This window comes from Micromonospora sp. NPDC047620 (genome assembly GCF_043205005.1).
Lineage (GTDB): Bacteria > Actinomycetota > Actinomycetes > Mycobacteriales > Micromonosporaceae > Micromonospora.
In genome coordinates this window covers 215,650-232,258 of the sequence record NZ_JBIDDG010000006.1, presented here as the reverse complement: position 1 = coordinate 232,258, position 16,609 = coordinate 215,650, and the positions used below count along the sequence as shown (strand labels likewise).

Here is a 16,609-nt window from a genome sequence, read left to right as displayed (position 1 = left end):
GGGTGGTCCCGCCGCCCGCGCCGGATGTCAAAGGCCGAGCAGTCGCAGCGGCACCTCGTCGGCCATCGCCTGGTTGCCGGCGTCGTTCGGGTGGATGTGGTCACCCGAGTCGTACGCGGGCAGCAGCCGGCTGGGCTGGGCGGGATCGCGCAGCACCCGGTCGAAGTCGAGCAGCCCGTCGAACTCGTCACTGCCGCGCAGCCACGCGTTCACCGCCTGCCGGGTGGCCTCCTTCTCGGGCGTCCACACCCCCGGGTTGCCGTGCCCCTCGTACGGGGTGAGCGTCGACACCAGGCTGCGCAGGCCGCGCGCCTTCACCTGCTGGTTGACCTGCCGCAGCGAGGCGATGATGTTCTCGGCGGAGTCGCCCGACATCCAGATGTCGTTGATGCCCAGGTGGGTGATGACGGTCCGGGCGTCGGTCTGCGCGAAGACGTCCTCGTCGAGCCGGGCCAGGGCGTTGGGGCCCAGCTCGTAATAGCCGGGGAAGCCGCCCGCGCCGGGCTCGGTGCCCTCGTGGTTGAGCCGGTTGCCGGCCAGGCTCAGGTTGAGCACACCCGGGGTGCGTACGTCGGGGCGGGCGTCGACGAGGCGGTCGGCGAGCAGGTCCGGCCAGCGCTTGTTGGCGTTGACGGTGCTGCCGTTGCCGTCGGCGATCGAGTCGCCGAAGACCACCACCGAGCCGGGGCTGTGCGTGCGCTGCACGTCGATGCCGGACAGGAAGAACCAGCAGCAGTTCGGCCGGATGGTGAACCCGGCGCCGTCGGCGGCGGAGGTGAGGTCCGTGGCGCCGATGAAGTTGGTCTGCCGGGACTGGCCGTGGAAGGTCACCGGCCCGGTCGGGATCGGGAAGTGCACGGTCAGCACCAGGTCCTGCTGGTCGCCGACGGGCAGGGCGACCGGGTCGCTGAGCAGGTCGGCGCCGCGGTTCATGGTGGCGGAGGTGGACCCGCCGAAGGTCAGCTCGCGCAGCGTTGAGGTGTCGATGTCGGACAGGTCGTCGGGGGTCGTGGTGTTCGGCTTCGCCACGGTGGCGCGGCCGACCCTGACGGCCTGCTCGCCGTACATGTTGCTCAGTCGCACCCGGAACTGCGGTCCGCCCACACTGGTGTGCACGACCATCCGGACGCTCTGGTTGTTGAGGCCGTTGTTGGTCAGGCCGGTCGCGTTGCCCCGGGTGACCGCGGCCGCCCAGCTGCCCGCCCAGACCGTCCGCTCGTGGCGGGCCGCCTCGGCGTCCGGCGGGCCGGCGCTGGCCACCACCGCCGGGGTGCCCGCGATCAACAGCGTGGCCGCGGACGCGATGACAGGCCATCTCTTCGGGGTCGACATTGAACCTCCATCGTTGGCAGCCCAGGGCCGTCCGCTGACGGCGCCGCCTGGACGATGGTCCAGAAACCTAGCCGCCCCGTTTTACGGGCGTCAATCAACCTGATCGACGCGATCAAATGTCCTCCGGTTCGGTCGGAACGCCGTTCGGTCTCTGTCCCGTGACAGGCGGTGGTGCCTACGCTCACGGGCGGCGGCGGTGCGGTCGCCGAGGCGCGCGCCCACCCCGCCGCGCCGTCCCCGGGCTGGCCGGCGGACGGCCACTCCACTTCGCCGATGGGGGCTGCGGGATGACTGACGGACCGGAGCGACGGAACGGCTACGTACACCGGGCACTGGAGCTGTTCGCCGACTTCGGTGACCGGGAGGCGCTGGTCGGCGGCGGGCACCGGCTCAGCTACGCCGACGTCGCCGCCGAGGTGCGCCGGCTGGCCGCGACGCTGCGCGGGCACGGCGTACGGCCGGGCGACGGGGTGCTGGTCGCGCTCGGCAACCCGGTGGAGGGGCCGCTGGTGCAGCTCGCCCTGCACCTGCTGGGCTGCCGGACGATGTGGATCGCGCCGGTCACCTCCCGCCGCGAGGTGGCCGAGTTCGTCCGGCTGGCCCGCCCCGACGCCTTCGTCTACGACGCCCGCGACCCCGCGAGCCTGGGCCCGGAGCTGGCCGCCGGGCTGCCCGGCGTGCCGGTCCTCTGCCTCGGCCCGGGCGGCGCGGGCCCGGACCTCACCGACGGTGCGCATCCCGCGCCGGGGGACGACCTGCCGGCGCGGGTGCCGGCGCCGGAGTCCTTCCTCCAGACCAGCGGCACCACCGGCACGCCCAAGCTGGTGCACCACCGGGAGAGCTTCTACGCGCAGATCCTCGCCCTGGCCGCCGACTTCCGCGCCGCCGGGTACCCGCTGCTGCGGCACCTGTCGCACTCGCCGATGTGGCTGGCCAGCGGCCAGATCACCACGCTGTTCAACCTGTTCACCGGCGGGGTGCTGTTCCCCCGCGACGGCTGGGACCCGGCGCGGTTCATCGAGACCGTCGGGCGGGAGCGCATCAACTCCACCTTCGTCACCCCGCCGATGCTCTACGAGGTGCTCGACCACCCGGCGCTGGACGGCGCGGACTTCTCCGCCATGTTCATGTTCAACGTGGGCGCCGGGCCCGCCGCTCCCGCCCGGCTGCGCCAGGCCGTCGCCCGCTTCGGCCCGGTGCTGCGCATCGTGTACGGACTCAGCGAGGCGGTGGTGATCACCGCCCTGCCGGGGCTGACCGACGACCCGGAGCACCCGGAGCGGCTGCGCTCCTGTGGTCGGCCGTACGGGGACGTGCGCGTCGAGATCCGCGCCGAGGACGGCACCGTGCTGCCGCCCGGCGAGAACGGCGAGGTGTGGGTGCACACCGGCCTGCGCTTCGCCGGCTACCACGGCCGGCCCGAGCTGACCGCCGAGACGCTGGTCGACGGCTGGGTCCGCACCCGCGACATCGGGCACGTCGACGCCGACGGCTACCTCTACCTCGTCGACCGGTCACAGGACCGGATCCTCACCCGGCGGCGCAGCTGGCCGATCTACTCCCGCCCCATCGAGGACGTCCTGGCCGGGCACCCGCAGGTCCGCGCCGCCGCGGTGATCGGCGTGCCGGACGAGGTCGCCGGCGAGCTGCCGTACGCCTACGTGGTGCCGGCGCCCGACGCGACGGTGACCGCGCGGGAGCTGGTCGACCTGGTCACCGCCGCGCTCAGCGACACCTGGGCGCCGGGCGGGGTCGAGTTCGTCGACCGACTGCCGCTCAACCGCTCGAACAAGGTGGACAAGCGCGCGCTGCGGGCCCGGTACGTCGAGGCCCACCCGAGCGCGGTGGAGCACCCGGAGGCGTCGATCGGCAGCGTGGCGTGACGCCCCGGCGGGAACTGACCACCCTGGTCGCCGCCGACCTGATCTCCAACCTGGGCAGCCGGGTCTCCGTGGTGGCGATCCCGTGGCTGGTGCTGGAGACCACCGGCAGCCCCGCGAAGATGGGCGCGGTGGCCGCCGCCGAGACGCTGCCCTACCTGCTCTCCGGCGCGCTGGGCACCCCCTGGGCGGACCGGATCGGGCTGCGCCGCACCTCGATCCTGGCCGACGTGGGCAGCGCGGGGCTGATGGTCGCGGTGGCCCTCACCCCGTGGCTGGGCTTCGGCGCGCTGGTCGCGCTGGTCGCCCTCGTGGGCGCACTGCGGGGCGTCGGCGACCGGGTCAAGCACGTCATGTTCCGCCCGGCCGCCGAGGCCGCCGGGGTGCAACTGATCCGGCTGACCTCCGTCTACGACGGGCTCGGTCGGGTGGTCACCCTGCTCGGCGCGGGGCTGGGCGGGCTGCTCATCTGGTGGTTCGGCGTGACCCAGGCGATCATCATCGACGCCGCCAGCTTCGCCGTCTGCGCACTCCTGGTCGGGCTGCTCGTCCGGCCGCCGGCGCCCCCGGCGGCACCCGTACGGCCGGAGGGCTACCTGCGCGCGCTGGCGGGCGGGTTCCGCTACCTCGGCCGCGACCGGATGCTGCTGACCATGCTGCTGGTGATCTCGGCGCTGAACATGGTGGTCAACGCGAGCGTCGCCGTCTACATCCCGCTCTGGGTGGCCGAGGTGCTGCGCAGCCCGGTCGGGCTGGGCCTGGTGCTGGGCGCGTTCTCGGCGGGCGCCCTGCTGGGGAACCTGCTGTTCACCGCGTACGGCCCCCGGCTGCCCCGGTACCTGGCCTTCGTGGTCGGGGCGGCGGTCAGCGGCGCCCCTCGGCTGCTGGTCCTGGTGCTGAGCGAGGAGCTGGCGGTGGTGCTGGCGGTGACGTTCGCGTCCGGCATCGGCATCGCGGCGGTGAACCCGCTGCTCGGCGTGGCGATCTACGAGCGGGTGCCGCCCGAGTTGCAGACCCGGGTGATCGGGCTGGCGGGGTCGCTGGCGTTCGCGGGCCTGCCGCTGGGCGCGCTGCTGGGCGGCTGGTCGGTGACCGCGCTCGGCCTCCGCCCCGCCCTGCTGGTGATGACCGTGTTCTGCCTGGTGGTCACCCTGCTGCCGCTGCTGCCCGGTCTCCGCCCCCGGCCGGCCCCGGCGCCGGCCGAGCGGGAACCGCGCGTCGTGGGTCAGGCGTAGGGTCGGGGCATGGCCACGTGGGAGGACGTACGCCGCATCGCGTTGGGGCTGCCGGAGACGAGCGAGCATCCCTCCTACCAGGGGGCGCCGGCGTGGAAGGTCCGGGACCGGGCGTTCGTCTGGGAGCGCCCGCTGCGCCGCGCCGACCTCGACGCCCTCGGGGCGGCGGCGCCCGACGGCCCGGTCCTCGGCGTGCGGGTGCCGGACCTGGGGGCGAAGGAGGCGCTGCTCGCCGATGACCCCGGCGTCTACTTCACCGTCCCGCACTTCGACGGCTACCCGGCCGTCCTGGTCCGGCTCGACCGGATCGACCCCGACGAGCTGACCGAGCTGGTCGTCGAGGCGTGGCAGGACCGGGCGCCGAAGCGCCTCGCGGCGGCGTACCGGGCCGGGTAGCACCGCTGACCCGCCCCGGCGTCGGCCCGCCACGGCACGGTTCCGACGAGGCGACGACGTCAACCCGGCAGCGCCGCCGAGACCGCCTCCTCCGGGGTGGACACGTGCCGCAGTCCGGTGACGGGCGTGCCGTCGGCGTCCAGGATCCGCCAGCCGCCGAGCACCACGACCGGGATGCCGCCGCGCCGCATGCCCAGCGCCATCTCGGACAGCGTCCCCCACGAGCCGCCGACCGCGATCACCGCGTCGGCGCTCCACACCAGGACCGCGTTGCGCGCCTGGCCCATGTTGGTGACGACCGTGGCCGACACGTCCGCCACGGGGCCGGGCGCGGTGCCGTCGTCGGGGCGTACGCCGATGACCAGGCCGGCGCGGGAACGGGCGCCGGCGGCGACGGCGGACATCACCCCGCCGCCACCCCCGCAGAGCACGGTGGCGCCGCGCTCGGCGAGCAGCTCACCCACCCGGCGGGCGTACGCCAGTTCGGCGCCCGACGCGGTCGCCGGCCCGCACACCGCCACCTGCACCATGCCGCCATGATGCCCGACGCGACGTGGCGCCCCGGGGGGATCCGCCGGGGCGCCACGGTCGGTCGGGTCAGAACACGGAGACGCCGTACTTGCTGAGCGCCTCGGTGACGGGCTGGAAGAAGGTGGTGCCGCCGGTGCGGCAGTTGCCGCTGCCGCCCGAGGTCAGGCCGAGCGCGGTGCTGCCCGAGTAGAGCGGGCCGCCGCTGTCGCCGGGCTCGGCGCAGACGTTGGTGGCGATCATGCCCCGCACGGTGCCCTCGGCGTACCGGACGGTGGCGTTGAGGCCGGTGACCGTGCCGCTGTGGGTGCCGGTGGTGCTGCCCCGCCGGGTCACCTGCTGGCCGACGGACGCGTTCCCGGCGGCGGTGATGTCCTGCGAGCCCACCGAGCCGTCGATGGCGACCGAGGTGTTGGTGTAGCGGACGATGCCGTAGTCGTTGCCCGGGAAGCTGGTGCCGGTGCGGTCGCCGAGCTTGGTGCTCTGGGCCGAGTTGGCGTACCAGGCGGAGACCACGTCGGTGCAGTGCCCGGCGGTGAGGAAGTAGTAGGTGCTGCCGCTGCGCACGTTGAAGCCGAGCGAGCAGCGGTAGCCGCCGCCGTAGATGGCGTCGCCGCCGGAGATCCGCATGCTGAGCGTGCCGGCGAGCGGGGTGACCCGCGCCGTGCCGCCGGCGGCGGCCACCGCGGCGCGGATGCGGGCCAGCTGGGCGGCACCGACCGTGTTGTCCACGCCGACGACCACCTGGTTGCTGACCGGGTCGACCCAGAGGGCGGTGCCGGTGACGCCCAGGTCCACCCGGGTCTGCGCGGCCTCCAGGGCGCGGGTGCTGTGGGTGACCAGGCGGGCGACGCCGCCAGCGGCGCGGACCGTGGCGGCGGCGGCCTCGTCGGTGACGGCGACGACCGTACGCCCCGAGGCGGCGTCCACGTAGGAGCCGGCGGTGCGATCGGGGCCGAGGCCGGCGGCGAGGCTGGACGCTCCGTCGGCGGTCAGGACGGCGGGTGCGGCGTGGGCCGGCGACACGGCCATGGTGGCGCCGAGGCAGGCGACGGCGACGGCGGACATCACGCCACGTCGAGTGAGTCTCACGCGTACCTCCCGGGGAGGGCTGGACCGGCTCGCTGCCGATCGATGTGCACATATTCACATCGATCAACGGCAACGTAAAGGGGGCGGCACGAGGTTTGTTCGCCGGTTGTTCGCCCGCGGTGCGCCGGGGCGTCGACCGGGGCGCCTAGTACTGTGTCGGCCGCTGGCCGACGGCGACCGGGTCGACTAGCGTGCGCTCATGCCATCGACGCTGACCGAATCGACGGATCCGTGGTGCCTCCGCGACGGGGAGAGCGTCGCCCTGCTGCGCGACCACCCGTGGCGGCGCTTCGCCGTGCTCGGCGACAGCGTGGCCGAGGGGCTCTGCGAGCCCGTCGACGGCTACCCCGACGTGCAGTGGGCGGACCGGGTCGCCGCCGAGCTGCGCGCCGTGCGGCCCGAGCTGGCGTACCTGAACCTCGGGCTGCGCGGGCTGCGGGCGCACGAGGTGTGCGCCACCCAGCTCGCCCCGGCGCTGGCGTTCCGGCCCGACCTGGCGCTGGTGGTGTGCGGTGGCAACGACGCCTTCCACCCGGCGTACGACGCCGACGCGGTCGACGCGGAGCTGACCGCCATGATCGAGGCGTTGCAGGCCGCCGACGCGGACGTGATCACCGTCGGCATGTTCGACGTCTCGCACAGCCCGGCGGTGCCCGAGCGGCACCGGGCCGGTCTGGCCGAGCGGATGCGGCGGCTCTCCGCGCACACCGGCGCGCTCGCGGAGCGGCTCGGCACCCTGCACGTGCGGCTCACCGACCACCCGCTCACCGCCGACCCGTCGATCTACAGCAGCGACGGCCGGCACGGCAGCGCCCGCAGCGACGCCATCGCCGCCGCCGAGACCGTCCGCCGCCTCGGCGCCCACCTCACGACCGCCCGACACCCGGGCTGACGGGCAGCTCGGTGGAGGTCCCGGCGGCTGCTGTTCCTTCCCCCTTGTCAGGCGGGCTGGTTCGCTGACTCCCGGGTCGCCGTCGCGGCGGTGCGCCGGATCATGCGGGGCGTGACCCTCCGGTAGGCGCGCGGGTCGACGGGCAGCAGCCACTGCCGGGCGCGGGCCAGCGGGCCGAGGTTGAGCCCGAGATCGTCGAGCACCTCGTCGATGTTGTGCATCGAGAACGGGATGATGCTCGTGCCGCGGGCGTGCTGCCCGTGGGTCCGCGCCGCCATCCAGGCCAGCCGCGTACGCACCTGCTCCCGCATCCGCTCCCTGGACGGCAGCGGGATCCCTCCCCGCAGATGCGCGGCCGTCCAGACCGCTGCCATCTCGGCGCTCAGCGGGCTGAAGAAAGAGGAGTTTTGACGTTCTCCCCGTCCTAAGGACGGGGATTCCCTCCGCGCTGTGCGCAGAACAGCGCGCAGCGCCCGAGTGGATTCCTGCTTCTCGGCGCGGTGCCGGCACGGGTGCCGGTCTTACCTGCGCTCCACAGGCGTTTGAGTTGTCCCAGCGTCCCTGGGCCAACACGTTCTTGGCCGCGTTGACGTCCCGGTCGTGGGTCGCACCGCAGGGGCAGGTCCACGATCGGACGGACAGCGGCTTCGGTCCGTCGAGGCGTCCGCACGCAGAGCAGGTCTGCGACGTGGGCGCGAACCGGTCGATCTTGCCGAAGATGCGCCCGGCGCGGGCGGCCTTGTACTCCAGCATCCCGACGAAGGACGCCCAGCCCGCATCGTGCACGGACTTCGCGAGCCGGGTCCGGCCGAGACCAACGACGCACAGGTCCTCGACGTACACCGCTTGGTTCTCGCGGACGATCCGAGTCGAGAGCTTGTGCTGCCAGTCCCGGCGCGTGTCGGCCACCCGGGCATGCGCGCGGGCGACCCTGGCCACGGCCTTCTTGCGGTTGGCCGAGCCCTTGGCCTTGCGGGAAAGGTCCTGCTGCAACCGGCGCAGCTTGCGAGCCGCGCGGCGCCCGAACTTCGGCGCGGCGACCTTCGTGCCATCCGACAGCACGGCGAAATGCGTCAGCCCGAGGTCGATACCCACCTCGGATGCGACCGGCGGCAACGGCGGAGCGTCCACCCGCACGACGAACGAGGCGAAATACCGGCCTGCCGCGTCCCGGATCACCGTGACCGAGGACGGTTCGGCCGGAAGCTGACGTGACCAACGCACGTGCAGGTCACCGATCTTCGGCAGCCGCAGCCGGCCGCTGTCCAGCACACAAAAGCGGGCGTTCCTGGTGAAGCGGATCGCCTGCCGGTTGTCCTTGCGGGACCGCAACCGCGGCGACGCAACCCTGCGGCCCTTACGCTTGCCCGTGATCGAGGCGAAGAAATTGCGGTAGGCGATGTTCAAGTCCGCGAGGGCCTGCTGCAACACCACCGCCGAAACCTCACCCAGCCACGCCCGTTGCGGGGTGCGCTTGGCCTCGGTGATGACCCGCTTGGACAGCTCGCCGTCCGACAGGTACGGCAAGCCCCGCTCACGGGCCTGCTGACGTGCGCGCAGCCCATCATTAAACACCACGCGCGCGCACCCGAACGCCCGCGCCAACGCTTCCTGCTGGACGGGCGTCGGATAGACGCGATAGTTGTACCGCAGCTGCACACCAGACAATCTAGCGTTGACCTACGACGATGTCGGCAGCGTTCGAACTGGCAGACACTGCATCTTCCCCTGCACGCCCACCTGGTCTTCGTGACCAAGTTCCGACACAGGGCATTCACCGACTGACACCTGCCCGCATGGAGGAGACCATGCGGGCAGGGGTGCGCCGACTTCGAGTGCGAACTGGTCGAGTTCAACGGTGAGGCTGAACATGCGCACCTGCTGGTCAAGTTCCCGCCCAAGGTCACCCTCGCCCGGCTGGTGAAAGGACGGAGCACTGGCCCGCATCTTGGTAGCGTGCAGGCGGCGGCGCTTTGGCAGGGAGCACTCAATTCGAACCGGATGATGTGATCAGGGGAGCTGGGCCAGCGTCTCGGTGATGTTGTGCTCGACGATGGCGAGCATGCCGGCCCGGTCCGGGAAGTCGCCGTCGAGCAGCCGCAGCGGGCCCGCCACCAGCGACAGGTGCAGCGCGAGCCGGTAGAGGCGCAGCCGGTGCCCGTCGAGACCGTCGACGGCCAGGGCGGGGTAGTCGTCGCCGAAGCGCAGATCGAGGAAGGCGTGCTCCCACTCCACGTCGAGGAACGTGGCGCCCTCGATGTCGACCAGCACCGGACGGTCCCGGTCGTCGACGAGCACGTGGTCCGGCCCGAGTTCCCCGTGGATCAGGCCGTACCGGGACCGGGGCGGCACGGCGGCGTACCGCTCGGTGAGGGCGTCGGCGAGGCGCTGCCGCACGGCCGCGATCCGCTCGACGCGGGCAGCGGCCTCGGCCAGGTCGTGCAGCGCCCGGTCGAGGACGAGCCGCTCCACCGGCCGGCCCGGCGCCGGCCCGTCGAGCCTCGGCCGGCCGTACCGGTCGCGGCGCCGGCAGTGCATGGCCCGCACGGCGGCGCCGAGCCGGGCCAGCACCGCCCGGGCACGTCGCGGGTCGCGGCGGCGCAGATCCTGCAGGGTGCCGCCCCGCACGTCCTCCACCACGGCGACCTCGCCCGGCAGCAGGCCCTCGGTGGGGGCGAGCAGCAGCCGGGGCACCCGCACCCCGGCGGCGATGAACTCCCGGTGCGCCGCCGCGAACAGGCCAGCCCCGGTAGCGTGCCCGAACGGGTCGTCGGGTGCCGGGGCCACCCGGGCGGGCCAGTAGTCCTCCGCCGGGTGCCACACGTACGCGACAACGGTGGAGCCGTCGTCCAGGGTCAGCCGGTAGACGCCCTTCTTCGTGCCGCCGGTCAGCCGCTCGGCCGAGAACAGTTTCCGGCCGCGTCCGCACGCCGCCCACGCCACCGGACGCAGGTCGTCGATTGCCAGTTCCACCCGCGTCCCGTCCACTCGGCAATCCTGCCCCGGCGGCACCCGGCTGGGAAGCGCGTTTCCGGGTGGGACGGCCGGCATCCGGCCGTCCCACCGTCACCGGGCCCGGTCAGTCGACCACCAGGAGGCCGGAGAGGAGGACGCCGCGAGCCAGGTTGAGCACGCCGTCGCAGCCGGGGAAGCCGGTGCGGATGCAGGCGCCGGCGGCCCGGCGACCGAACAGGTACGGGGCGATGCTGTACGGCACCTCCGTGCCGACCGTCTCGCCGGTCTCGATGTGCACGAAGTCCAGCGGGACGTCGTCGGCCTTCACGTACTCCTGGAGGATGAAGCCGCCCCGCTCGACGGCCCGGGTCAGCCCGTCCCGCCACGCGTCGGCGTCGGTCTCCCGGCCGATCAGCACGTCCACCCCGGCGGAGCCGTCGGCCGGCTTCGCCACCAGGCCCGGCCGGTCGGCCACCGCCCGGTCGAGCAGGTCGGCGGTCAGCGACCAGGTCCGCGGCACGTACCGCTGGACCAGGTCCCGGTCCGCCGGCGCCAGCGCGTCGGCGTCCTCCCAGAGCCAGGCGAAGGCCCGCTTGTTGGCGATCAGCCAGGCCGCCGCCGACACCCACATCGGCACCGTCCCGGCCGCCAGCCCCGCCTCCAGGGCGTCCACCCCGGCGCTCGGGGTGACCCGGTTGGGCACGAAGAGGCGGAACATACCGTCGACCGGGGCGCCGCCGACGACCAGCCGTTTCCCGTCGTCGAGGGTCACCTGGGAGACCGGCGCGATGACCAGGTCCATGCCGGACGCGGCGGCCCGCTCGACCACCGGCGACAGCAGCCGGAAGAACCGCTGCGGGTCGTCCAGGCCCGGGTACTCGGCGTCGAAGTCGATCAGCATGGCGACCCGGGCGCCCTCGGGCAGGTCGAGCCCGGCGCGGATCGCGGCGAACCGCTGGTCCACCGCCGAGGGCGCCGCCGCCAGCCGGATGCGGTCGGTGAGGCCGCGCCGCCGGTAGACGTCGACGAAGCGACGCACCGTGGTGTCCGCGTCGAACGCCCCGCCGAGGCTGCTGTCGATGTTGTACTCCACGAACCGGGGCACCCCGTCGGAGAGCAGCACGTCCGGCCGGAACGCGTCCAGCAGCGCCTCGGTCAACGGCTCGTCGTCGTCGAGCAGCCGGGTTTCGCCGTCGGGCACGTTCAGCAGCCGGCGCAGCTCCCCCGCCGTGCCGGCCCGCCGCCGGCACGCCTCGAAGACGAGCTGGGCGAGGCGGTCGGAGACGGCGTTGAGCACGCCGAGCGAGGTCTCGTCCATCACCGGCGGCCGGGCCAGCCGCCACTGCTTGTTGTACGTGGCCCGGCCGTCGAAGATCTCCCGCCAGGACTCCGCCCCGGCGGCCACCATCTCGGCGCGGATCGGCGCGGGCAGGTCGAGCCACGCCCGCGCGGCGGAGGGCCAGCGGTAGTCAGCGTCGGTCATACATCAGTCCTTCATCACGTGTTGGATGGCGGCCACGAGTTGCTCGCGGCTCGGCTGCACGGCCCGGTCCAGCCCCGGGGCGAACGGCAGCACCGCGCCGTCGGGGCGGGTGACGCGGCGCGGCGGCGCGACCAGGCGCACCCGCTCGACCATGGTCGCGATGATCTCCCCGGCGATGCCGCAGGAGCGGTTGGAGTCGTCCACCACCACCAGCCGCCCGGTCCGCGACACCGACTCGGCGAGTGAGTCCCAGTCGAACGGGTACAGGGTGCGGGGGTCGAACACCTCCACCGACACCTGGTCGGCCAACTCCTCGGCGACCGCGAGCGCGTCGTGCACCAGGTGCCCGACCGCGACCACGGTCACGTCGTCGCCGAAGCGGCGCACCCGGCCCCGGCCCAGCGGCACCGGAGCCAGCGCGGCGAGGTCCACGTCGTCGCGGACGTCGAGCGCCCCGGCCGGGGCGAAGACCACCACCGGGTCGTCGCACCGCACCGCCGACACCAGCAGCCCGTACGCGTCGGCCGGGGTGGCCGGCACCACCGTGGTCACCCCGACATGGGCGAAGAGGCTGTACGGGTGGTCGGAGTGCTGGCCCGCCCAGCCCGTCCGGGAACCGGAGCCGGGCACCAGGTAGGTGACCGGTGCGGCGCACTGCCCGCCGGTCATCAGCGGGAACTTGTGCGCGTGGTTGACGATCTGCTCGAAGACCAGGAACAGCAGCGACGGGATCTGGAACTCGACCACCGGCCGCATCCCGGCCAGCGCCGCGCCCGTGGCGAAGCTGGTGAACGCCTGCTCCGACAGCGGGGTGTCGAGCACCCGTTCGGGGCCGAACCGCTTGAACAGCCCGGCCGTGACGTTCGAGGCGGCCACCCGGATGTCCTCGCCGAGCAGGAACACCGACTCGTCGCGGGCCAACTCGTCGGCGAGCGCCCGGGTGAGCGCCTTGCGGTAGGACAGTCTGGGCATCTACCCACCTCCGGTGCGGGCGGTCAGCCCGCTGGCGTACAGGTGCGCCAGGGCGTCGGCCGGGTCCGGCTCGGGACCGGCGAGGGCGAACTCGACGGCCGCGTCCAGCGTGGCTTCGACCTCGGCGTCGACCTCGGCCCGCGCGTCGGCGGGCAGCCGCCCGCCCTGGATGTCCACCGGGTCCCGGGACCGGCCCCGGGCCACCTCGTCGGGCGGGCGGTAGTCGAGGCGTACCGCGTGCTCGAAGGTGTGGTGGGCGTCGAACCGGTAGGTCCGGGCCTCGATCAGCTCGGGGCCGCCGCCGGCACGCATCCGGTCGACGGCAGCCGCCGCGGCGTCGCGTACCGCCTCGGGGTCCTGGCCGTCCACGACGGCGGCCGGGATGCCGAACGCGACGGCGCGGCCGGGGATGCTGCCGGCGACCGCGCCCGCGACGGGCATGGTGGTGGCGTAGCCGTTGTTCTCGCAGACGAACAGCACCGGCACCCGCCACAGCGCGGCCAGGTTGAACGCCTCCAGCAGCATCCCCTCGTTGACCGCGCCGTCGCCGAAGAAGCTCACCCCGACGGTGTCGTCGCCGCGCCGTCGGCGCGCCCACACGGCGCCGGTGATGATCGCCCCGGACGCGCCGACGATGGCGTTGGCGCCGAGCACGCCGACGCCGAAGTCGGCGGCGTGCATCGAGCCGCCCCGGCCGGCGTTGAGGCCGGTGACCCGGCCGCACAGCTCGGCGAGCATCCGGGCCGGGTCGGCGCCCTTGGCGAGCACGTGCCCGTGCCCCCGGTGGGTGCCGGCGACGACGTCGTCGGCACCCAGGGCGGCGCACACCCCGGCGGCGATCCCCTCCTGCCCGAGGTACGGGTGGATGCCGCCGACGACGTGCCCGGAGCGGACCAGCTCGACGGCCCGCTCCTCGAACCGGCGGATCAGCCGTACCGTCCGGTAGAGCCGGACCGGGTCGGCGTCGGTCACCGCTCGCGCCCCTCCTTGACGGCGGCGAGGATGTCGTCCCAGAGCTTCGCCCGGGCGGCGAGCGCGGTGTTGACGGTGTCGGCGCACTCCTGCCACTTGGTGTCGTCGTCGCCGCACAGGTCGGCGAGCATCTGCATCGCCATCGGGGTGTGCTGCTCGCCGTCGACCTCGATGTGCCGCTCCAGGTAGTCGACGAACTTGTGCAGCTTGCGGCTGCGCTCATTGACGGCGACGACCTGGGCGAACATGTCGGGGATCAGGTCCTCCCGGCCGAAGGCGAACGCCGCCGCCTGGCAGTGCACGGGGGTGTCCTCGATGATCCGCCAGGTGGTGCCGGCGAACGCCGTGGACGGCCCGGGCACGCCGGCGTCGACCAGCGCCTCGGCCACCGGCCGGCCCGCCCGCAGCAGGTCGATCAGCTTCTCCACGGCCGTGGTGTCGGCGCCGGCCTCCCGCATGCCCTGCACGTACAGCTCGAAGTGGCTGATGTAGCCGTCGCCCAGCTCGTCGCTCTCCTCCACCATCACGATGTCGTTGATCAGGCGGCGGCTGCCGGTCGGCCCGGTCGGGATCCATGGCACGGTGACGCAGGTGAGCTGCCGCTGCAACGACTTCAGCAGGGACATGAAGTCCCACACGGCGAAGACGTGGTGCTCCATGAAGGTGACCAGCGCCTCGTGGGTGTCGAGGTTGGCGTAGAGCGGGTGCCGGACCACCACGTCGCGGCGGTCGGTCACCGCCTTCTCCAGCCGCTCGATGCCCGGGTGCGTCTTTCCCCAGTCGTAACGTGACATGTCAGCCTCCCTGTTGGGCGCGGTGGCGCCAGATGACCGGGCAGTATTCGGGGTCCGCGTAGTCCGGCCGCCCGTCGGGGGTGCGGCGGACCAGCACGTCGTGGTTGTACGCGGCGAGCGTGCCGTCGGAGAGCGGGTACTCCCGCCACGCGTTGTCGCCGTCCTGCAGGTGCAGCGAGATCGCCCGGCGCGGGCGGCCGCTGACGTTGGCGCCGCTGCCGTGGTATGTGCGGCAGTGGTGGAAGCTCATGTGTCCCTTGGGGATCACCATCGGCACCTTGCGGATCTCGGCGCCGTTGTGGGCCGCGTTCTCGGCGAGCATCTCCTCCAGCTGGTCGCGGTCGCGGTCGGCGAAGTGGCGCACCACCGTGTCGTCCGCGCCGATCTCCTGCCAGCGGTGCGAGCCGTCGACCATGGTGATGGTGCCCATCTCCTCCCCGCAGTCGTGGAACGGGATGAACGCGGTGAGCATGCTCTCCGACGACGAGGACGCCCAGTAGTGCTTGTCGAAGTGCCAGGGCACGATGTTGGACGGCTCGCCGGAGATCGGCGGCTTGTAGATCAGCGTGGACTGGAAGACGCGGATCTCGGTGGTCCGCGCGAGCCGGGCGGCGACCGCGCCGACGAGCGGCTTGCGCAGGATCGCCCCCAGCCCGTCGTGCTCGTGGTGGACGTAGTCGTTGTGCCGCTGCACGGCGCCCTTCGACGGCTCCCAGTAGGCGAGCTTCGGCGGGCGCACCGGCAGGCGGCGGTCCCGCTCGCCGTCGTAGTAGCGGTCGGCGGCCGCCGCGAGGGCGTCCACCTCGTCGTCGGTGAACAGCTTCTTCGACAGGTACCAGCCGTGCTCGGCGTAGAAGGCGACGTCCTCGTCGGACGGGAGCAGCGCCTCCTCCTCGGCGGTGAGTGTCGGCTCGAACTCGGTCGTGGTCACGCCCGCACCTCCTGCGGTGTCGCGGCCGCGACGGCAGGGGTCGCCCCCGCCGCGGCCAGTTCCCGTTCCTTGGCCTCGTAGAGCGCCTTGATGTTGCCGCTGCCGAACGTCCGGGCCCCGCGCCGCTCGATCAGCTCCAGGAAGAGCGTGCGGCGCACGTGCATGGACTCGGTGAAGATCTGCAGCAGCTGCCCGCCGTGGTCGCGGTCGACCAGCACACCGAGGTCGCGCAGCCGGTCCAGCGGCGCGTCCACCCGGCCGACCCGCGCCTCGAGGGTGTCGTAGTAGCTGACGGGGGTGCCGGCGAAGCGCACCCCCCGGTCGGCGAGGGTGCCGACGGCGGTGACGATGTCGTCGGTGCGCAGCCCGAGGTGCTGCACCCCCGCACCGGCGTGCTGGTCGAGGAAGGCGTCGATCTGCCCCGGCCGGCGGCTGCGGTCCGGCTCCAACAGCACCAGGGTGACCCGCCCCGACGGGCTCTGCACCACCTTGGAGTTCATCGCCTGCCCGGCGACCTCGATGTGCTCGGCGAAGATCTCCGCAAACCCGAACACCTCCCGGTAGTGCCGGACGGTCTCGTCGAGCTGACCCGGCGGCACGCAGACCGCCAGGTGGTCGATCTCGGCGAGCAGCTTGTCGTCGCTGCCGCCGGCCGGGGGCGTCGACTCGACCGCCCCGGGCAGGAACTCGGTCCGGTCGCCGCGCCGCGACACCAGGCGGTGCAGCACGTCGCCGAAGCCGCCCACCTCGGCGGTCACCACCTCGGCGGCCGGCCCGGTCCAGGTGGTCGGCGGCGTCACCCCCGCCGCCCCGCGGCCCACCAGCTCGGCGTACGCGCCGGCGGCGTCGTCGACCTCCAGCGCGACCACGGCGATGCCGTCGCCGTGCCGCTGCACGTACCGGGACGCCGGGTGCTCGGCGGTGAGCCCGGAGGTCAGCACCATCCGGATGTCGGCGTGGCACAGCAGCAGCGACCGCTGGTCGGCCAGCCCGGTCTCGGGACCGCCCTGGCCGCAGAGGTGGAAGCCGACCGCCCGGCCGAAGTAGAAGGCCGCCTGCCGGGCGTCCCCCACGTAGAGTTCGATGTGGTCTATCCCACGGATGTCCATGTCCTCAGCCCTTTCCACGGGTCCCCCGTGGTCTGCCG

16 protein-coding genes and 1 pseudogene are annotated in these 16,609 nt (G+C 73.4%); 5 read left to right on the top strand and 12 right to left on the bottom strand.

Features of this window, described 5'->3' with window-relative positions; genetic code table 11:
- Positions 1 to 27: 27 nt before the first annotated feature.
- Positions 28 to 1,305, bottom strand: a complete 1,278-nt coding sequence (locus ACGF5C_RS09675; RefSeq protein WP_393299164.1) for an SGNH/GDSL hydrolase family protein — start codon at positions 1,303 to 1,305, stop codon at positions 28 to 30.
- 314 nt (positions 1,306 to 1,619) lie between these two features.
- Between ACGF5C_RS09675 and ACGF5C_RS09670 the strand changes: the two genes are divergently transcribed.
- From ACGF5C_RS09670 to ACGF5C_RS09660, 3 genes are read left to right on the top strand one after another with little or no spacing between them, the layout of a single operon-like run.
- Entirely contained in the window at positions 1,620 to 3,215 is a 1,596-nt protein-coding gene (locus ACGF5C_RS09670) for a class I adenylate-forming enzyme family protein (protein WP_393298922.1), read from the top strand.
- On the top strand, positions 3,212 to 4,447 hold the full coding sequence (locus ACGF5C_RS09665) for an MFS transporter (protein ID WP_393298919.1): 1,236 nt from the start codon (positions 3,212 to 3,214) through the stop codon (positions 4,445 to 4,447). The genes ACGF5C_RS09670 and ACGF5C_RS09665 overlap by 4 nt, the downstream gene beginning before the upstream one ends.
- A gap of 9 nt (positions 4,448 to 4,456) precedes the next feature.
- A complete protein-coding gene (locus tag ACGF5C_RS09660; RefSeq protein ID WP_393298916.1) occupies positions 4,457 to 4,843 on the top strand; it encodes an MmcQ/YjbR family DNA-binding protein in 387 nt (128 codons plus the stop codon).
- A gap of 59 nt (positions 4,844 to 4,902) precedes the next feature.
- Here ACGF5C_RS09660 and ACGF5C_RS09655 read toward each other — a convergent pair whose 3' ends face one another.
- Positions 4,903 to 5,373: a dethiobiotin synthetase gene (locus ACGF5C_RS09655; RefSeq protein ID WP_393298913.1), complete on the bottom strand. Its 471-nt coding sequence runs from the start codon at positions 5,371 to 5,373 to the stop codon at positions 4,903 to 4,905.
- Between the two features lie 67 nt (positions 5,374 to 5,440).
- Complete coding sequence (locus tag ACGF5C_RS09650; RefSeq protein WP_393298910.1) at positions 5,441 to 6,463, bottom strand: S1 family peptidase; 1,023 nt, start codon at positions 6,461 to 6,463, stop codon at positions 5,441 to 5,443.
- 199 nt (positions 6,464 to 6,662) lie between these two features.
- Between ACGF5C_RS09650 and ACGF5C_RS09645 the strand changes: the two genes are divergently transcribed.
- Positions 6,663 to 7,355 (top strand): SGNH/GDSL hydrolase family protein, encoded by a 693-nt coding sequence (locus tag ACGF5C_RS09645; protein ID WP_393298907.1) that lies wholly within the window; start codon positions 6,663 to 6,665, stop codon positions 7,353 to 7,355.
- A 47-nt stretch (positions 7,356 to 7,402) separates the two neighbouring features.
- Here ACGF5C_RS09645 and ACGF5C_RS09640 read toward each other — a convergent pair whose 3' ends face one another.
- The gene (locus ACGF5C_RS09640; protein WP_393298904.1) at positions 7,403 to 7,729 is read right to left on the bottom strand and encodes a hypothetical protein; all 327 of its coding nucleotides are present in this window, start codon (positions 7,727 to 7,729) and stop codon (positions 7,403 to 7,405) included.
- Positions 7,730 to 7,979: 250 nt separating this feature from the next.
- Positions 7,980 to 9,014: pseudogene (locus tag ACGF5C_RS09635) on the bottom strand (RNA-guided endonuclease InsQ/TnpB family protein); the annotation flags it as partial.
- Positions 9,015 to 9,143: 129 nt separating this feature from the next.
- On the opposite strand from ACGF5C_RS09635, the gene ACGF5C_RS09630 reads away from it, so the two are divergent.
- Positions 9,144 to 9,365 (top strand): transposase, encoded by a 222-nt coding sequence (locus ACGF5C_RS09630; protein WP_393299161.1) that lies wholly within the window; start codon positions 9,144 to 9,146, stop codon positions 9,363 to 9,365.
- Here the strand turns inward: ACGF5C_RS09630 and ACGF5C_RS09625 are convergent, their stop codons facing one another.
- The 7 genes from ACGF5C_RS09625 to hppD all read right to left on the bottom strand — a co-directional run bounded on the left by ACGF5C_RS09625 (position 9,366) and on the right by hppD (position 16,571).
- Complete coding sequence (locus ACGF5C_RS09625) at positions 9,366 to 10,343, bottom strand: phosphotransferase family protein (RefSeq protein WP_393298901.1); 978 nt, start codon at positions 10,341 to 10,343, stop codon at positions 9,366 to 9,368.
- A 91-nt stretch (positions 10,344 to 10,434) separates the two neighbouring features.
- Positions 10,435 to 11,793 carry a hypothetical protein gene (locus tag ACGF5C_RS09620; protein ID WP_393298898.1) on the bottom strand — a complete coding sequence of 453 codons (1,359 nt, stop codon included), beginning with the start codon at positions 11,791 to 11,793 and terminating at the stop codon, positions 10,435 to 10,437.
- 3 nt (positions 11,794 to 11,796) lie between these two features.
- Positions 11,797 to 12,765, bottom strand: a complete 969-nt coding sequence (locus ACGF5C_RS09615; protein WP_393298895.1) for an alpha-ketoacid dehydrogenase subunit beta — start codon at positions 12,763 to 12,765, stop codon at positions 11,797 to 11,799.
- The gene (locus ACGF5C_RS09610) at positions 12,766 to 13,737 is read right to left on the bottom strand and encodes a thiamine pyrophosphate-dependent dehydrogenase E1 component subunit alpha (RefSeq protein ID WP_393298892.1); all 972 of its coding nucleotides are present in this window, start codon (positions 13,735 to 13,737) and stop codon (positions 12,766 to 12,768) included. It lies immediately after the preceding gene.
- Positions 13,734 to 14,531 (bottom strand): DUF3050 domain-containing protein, encoded by a 798-nt coding sequence (locus tag ACGF5C_RS09605; RefSeq protein WP_393298889.1) that lies wholly within the window; start codon positions 14,529 to 14,531, stop codon positions 13,734 to 13,736. The genes ACGF5C_RS09610 and ACGF5C_RS09605 overlap by 4 nt, the downstream gene beginning before the upstream one ends.
- A gap of 1 nt (position 14,532) precedes the next feature.
- The gene (locus ACGF5C_RS09600) at positions 14,533 to 15,462 is read right to left on the bottom strand and encodes a phytanoyl-CoA dioxygenase family protein (protein ID WP_393298886.1); all 930 of its coding nucleotides are present in this window, start codon (positions 15,460 to 15,462) and stop codon (positions 14,533 to 14,535) included.
- Positions 15,459 to 16,571, bottom strand: a complete 1,113-nt coding sequence (hppD, locus tag ACGF5C_RS09595) for a 4-hydroxyphenylpyruvate dioxygenase (protein ID WP_393298883.1) — start codon at positions 16,569 to 16,571, stop codon at positions 15,459 to 15,461. Before hppD ends, ACGF5C_RS09600 begins: the two co-directional genes overlap by 4 nt.
- Between the last annotated feature and the right edge of the window lie 38 nt (positions 16,572 to 16,609).

Excerpts from the sequence above, each read along its gene's own strand:
- ACGF5C_RS09655 (WP_393298913.1), bottom strand. The coding sequence starts at position 5,373 with ATGGTGCAGGTGGCGGTGTGCGGGCCGGCGACCGCGTCGGGCGCCGAA.
- ACGF5C_RS09615 (WP_393298895.1), bottom strand. The coding sequence starts at position 12,765 with ATGCCCAGACTGTCCTACCGCAAGGCGCTCACCCGGGCGCTCGCCGAC.
- ACGF5C_RS09670 (WP_393298922.1), top strand. The coding sequence starts at position 1,620 with ATGACTGACGGACCGGAGCGACGGAACGGCTACGTACACCGGGCACTG.
- ACGF5C_RS09605 (WP_393298889.1), bottom strand. The coding sequence starts at position 14,531 with ATGTCACGTTACGACTGGGGAAAGACGCACCCGGGCATCGAGCGGCTG.
- ACGF5C_RS09660 (WP_393298916.1), top strand. The coding sequence starts at position 4,457 with ATGGCCACGTGGGAGGACGTACGCCGCATCGCGTTGGGGCTGCCGGAG.
- ACGF5C_RS09640 (WP_393298904.1), bottom strand. The coding sequence starts at position 7,729 with ATGGCAGCGGTCTGGACGGCCGCGCATCTGCGGGGAGGGATCCCGCTG.
- hppD (WP_393298883.1), bottom strand. The coding sequence starts at position 16,571 with ATGGACATCCGTGGGATAGACCACATCGAACTCTACGTGGGGGACGCC.
- ACGF5C_RS09645 (WP_393298907.1), top strand. The coding sequence starts at position 6,663 with ATGCCATCGACGCTGACCGAATCGACGGATCCGTGGTGCCTCCGCGAC.
- ACGF5C_RS09620 (WP_393298898.1), bottom strand. The coding sequence starts at position 11,793 with ATGACCGACGCTGACTACCGCTGGCCCTCCGCCGCGCGGGCGTGGCTC.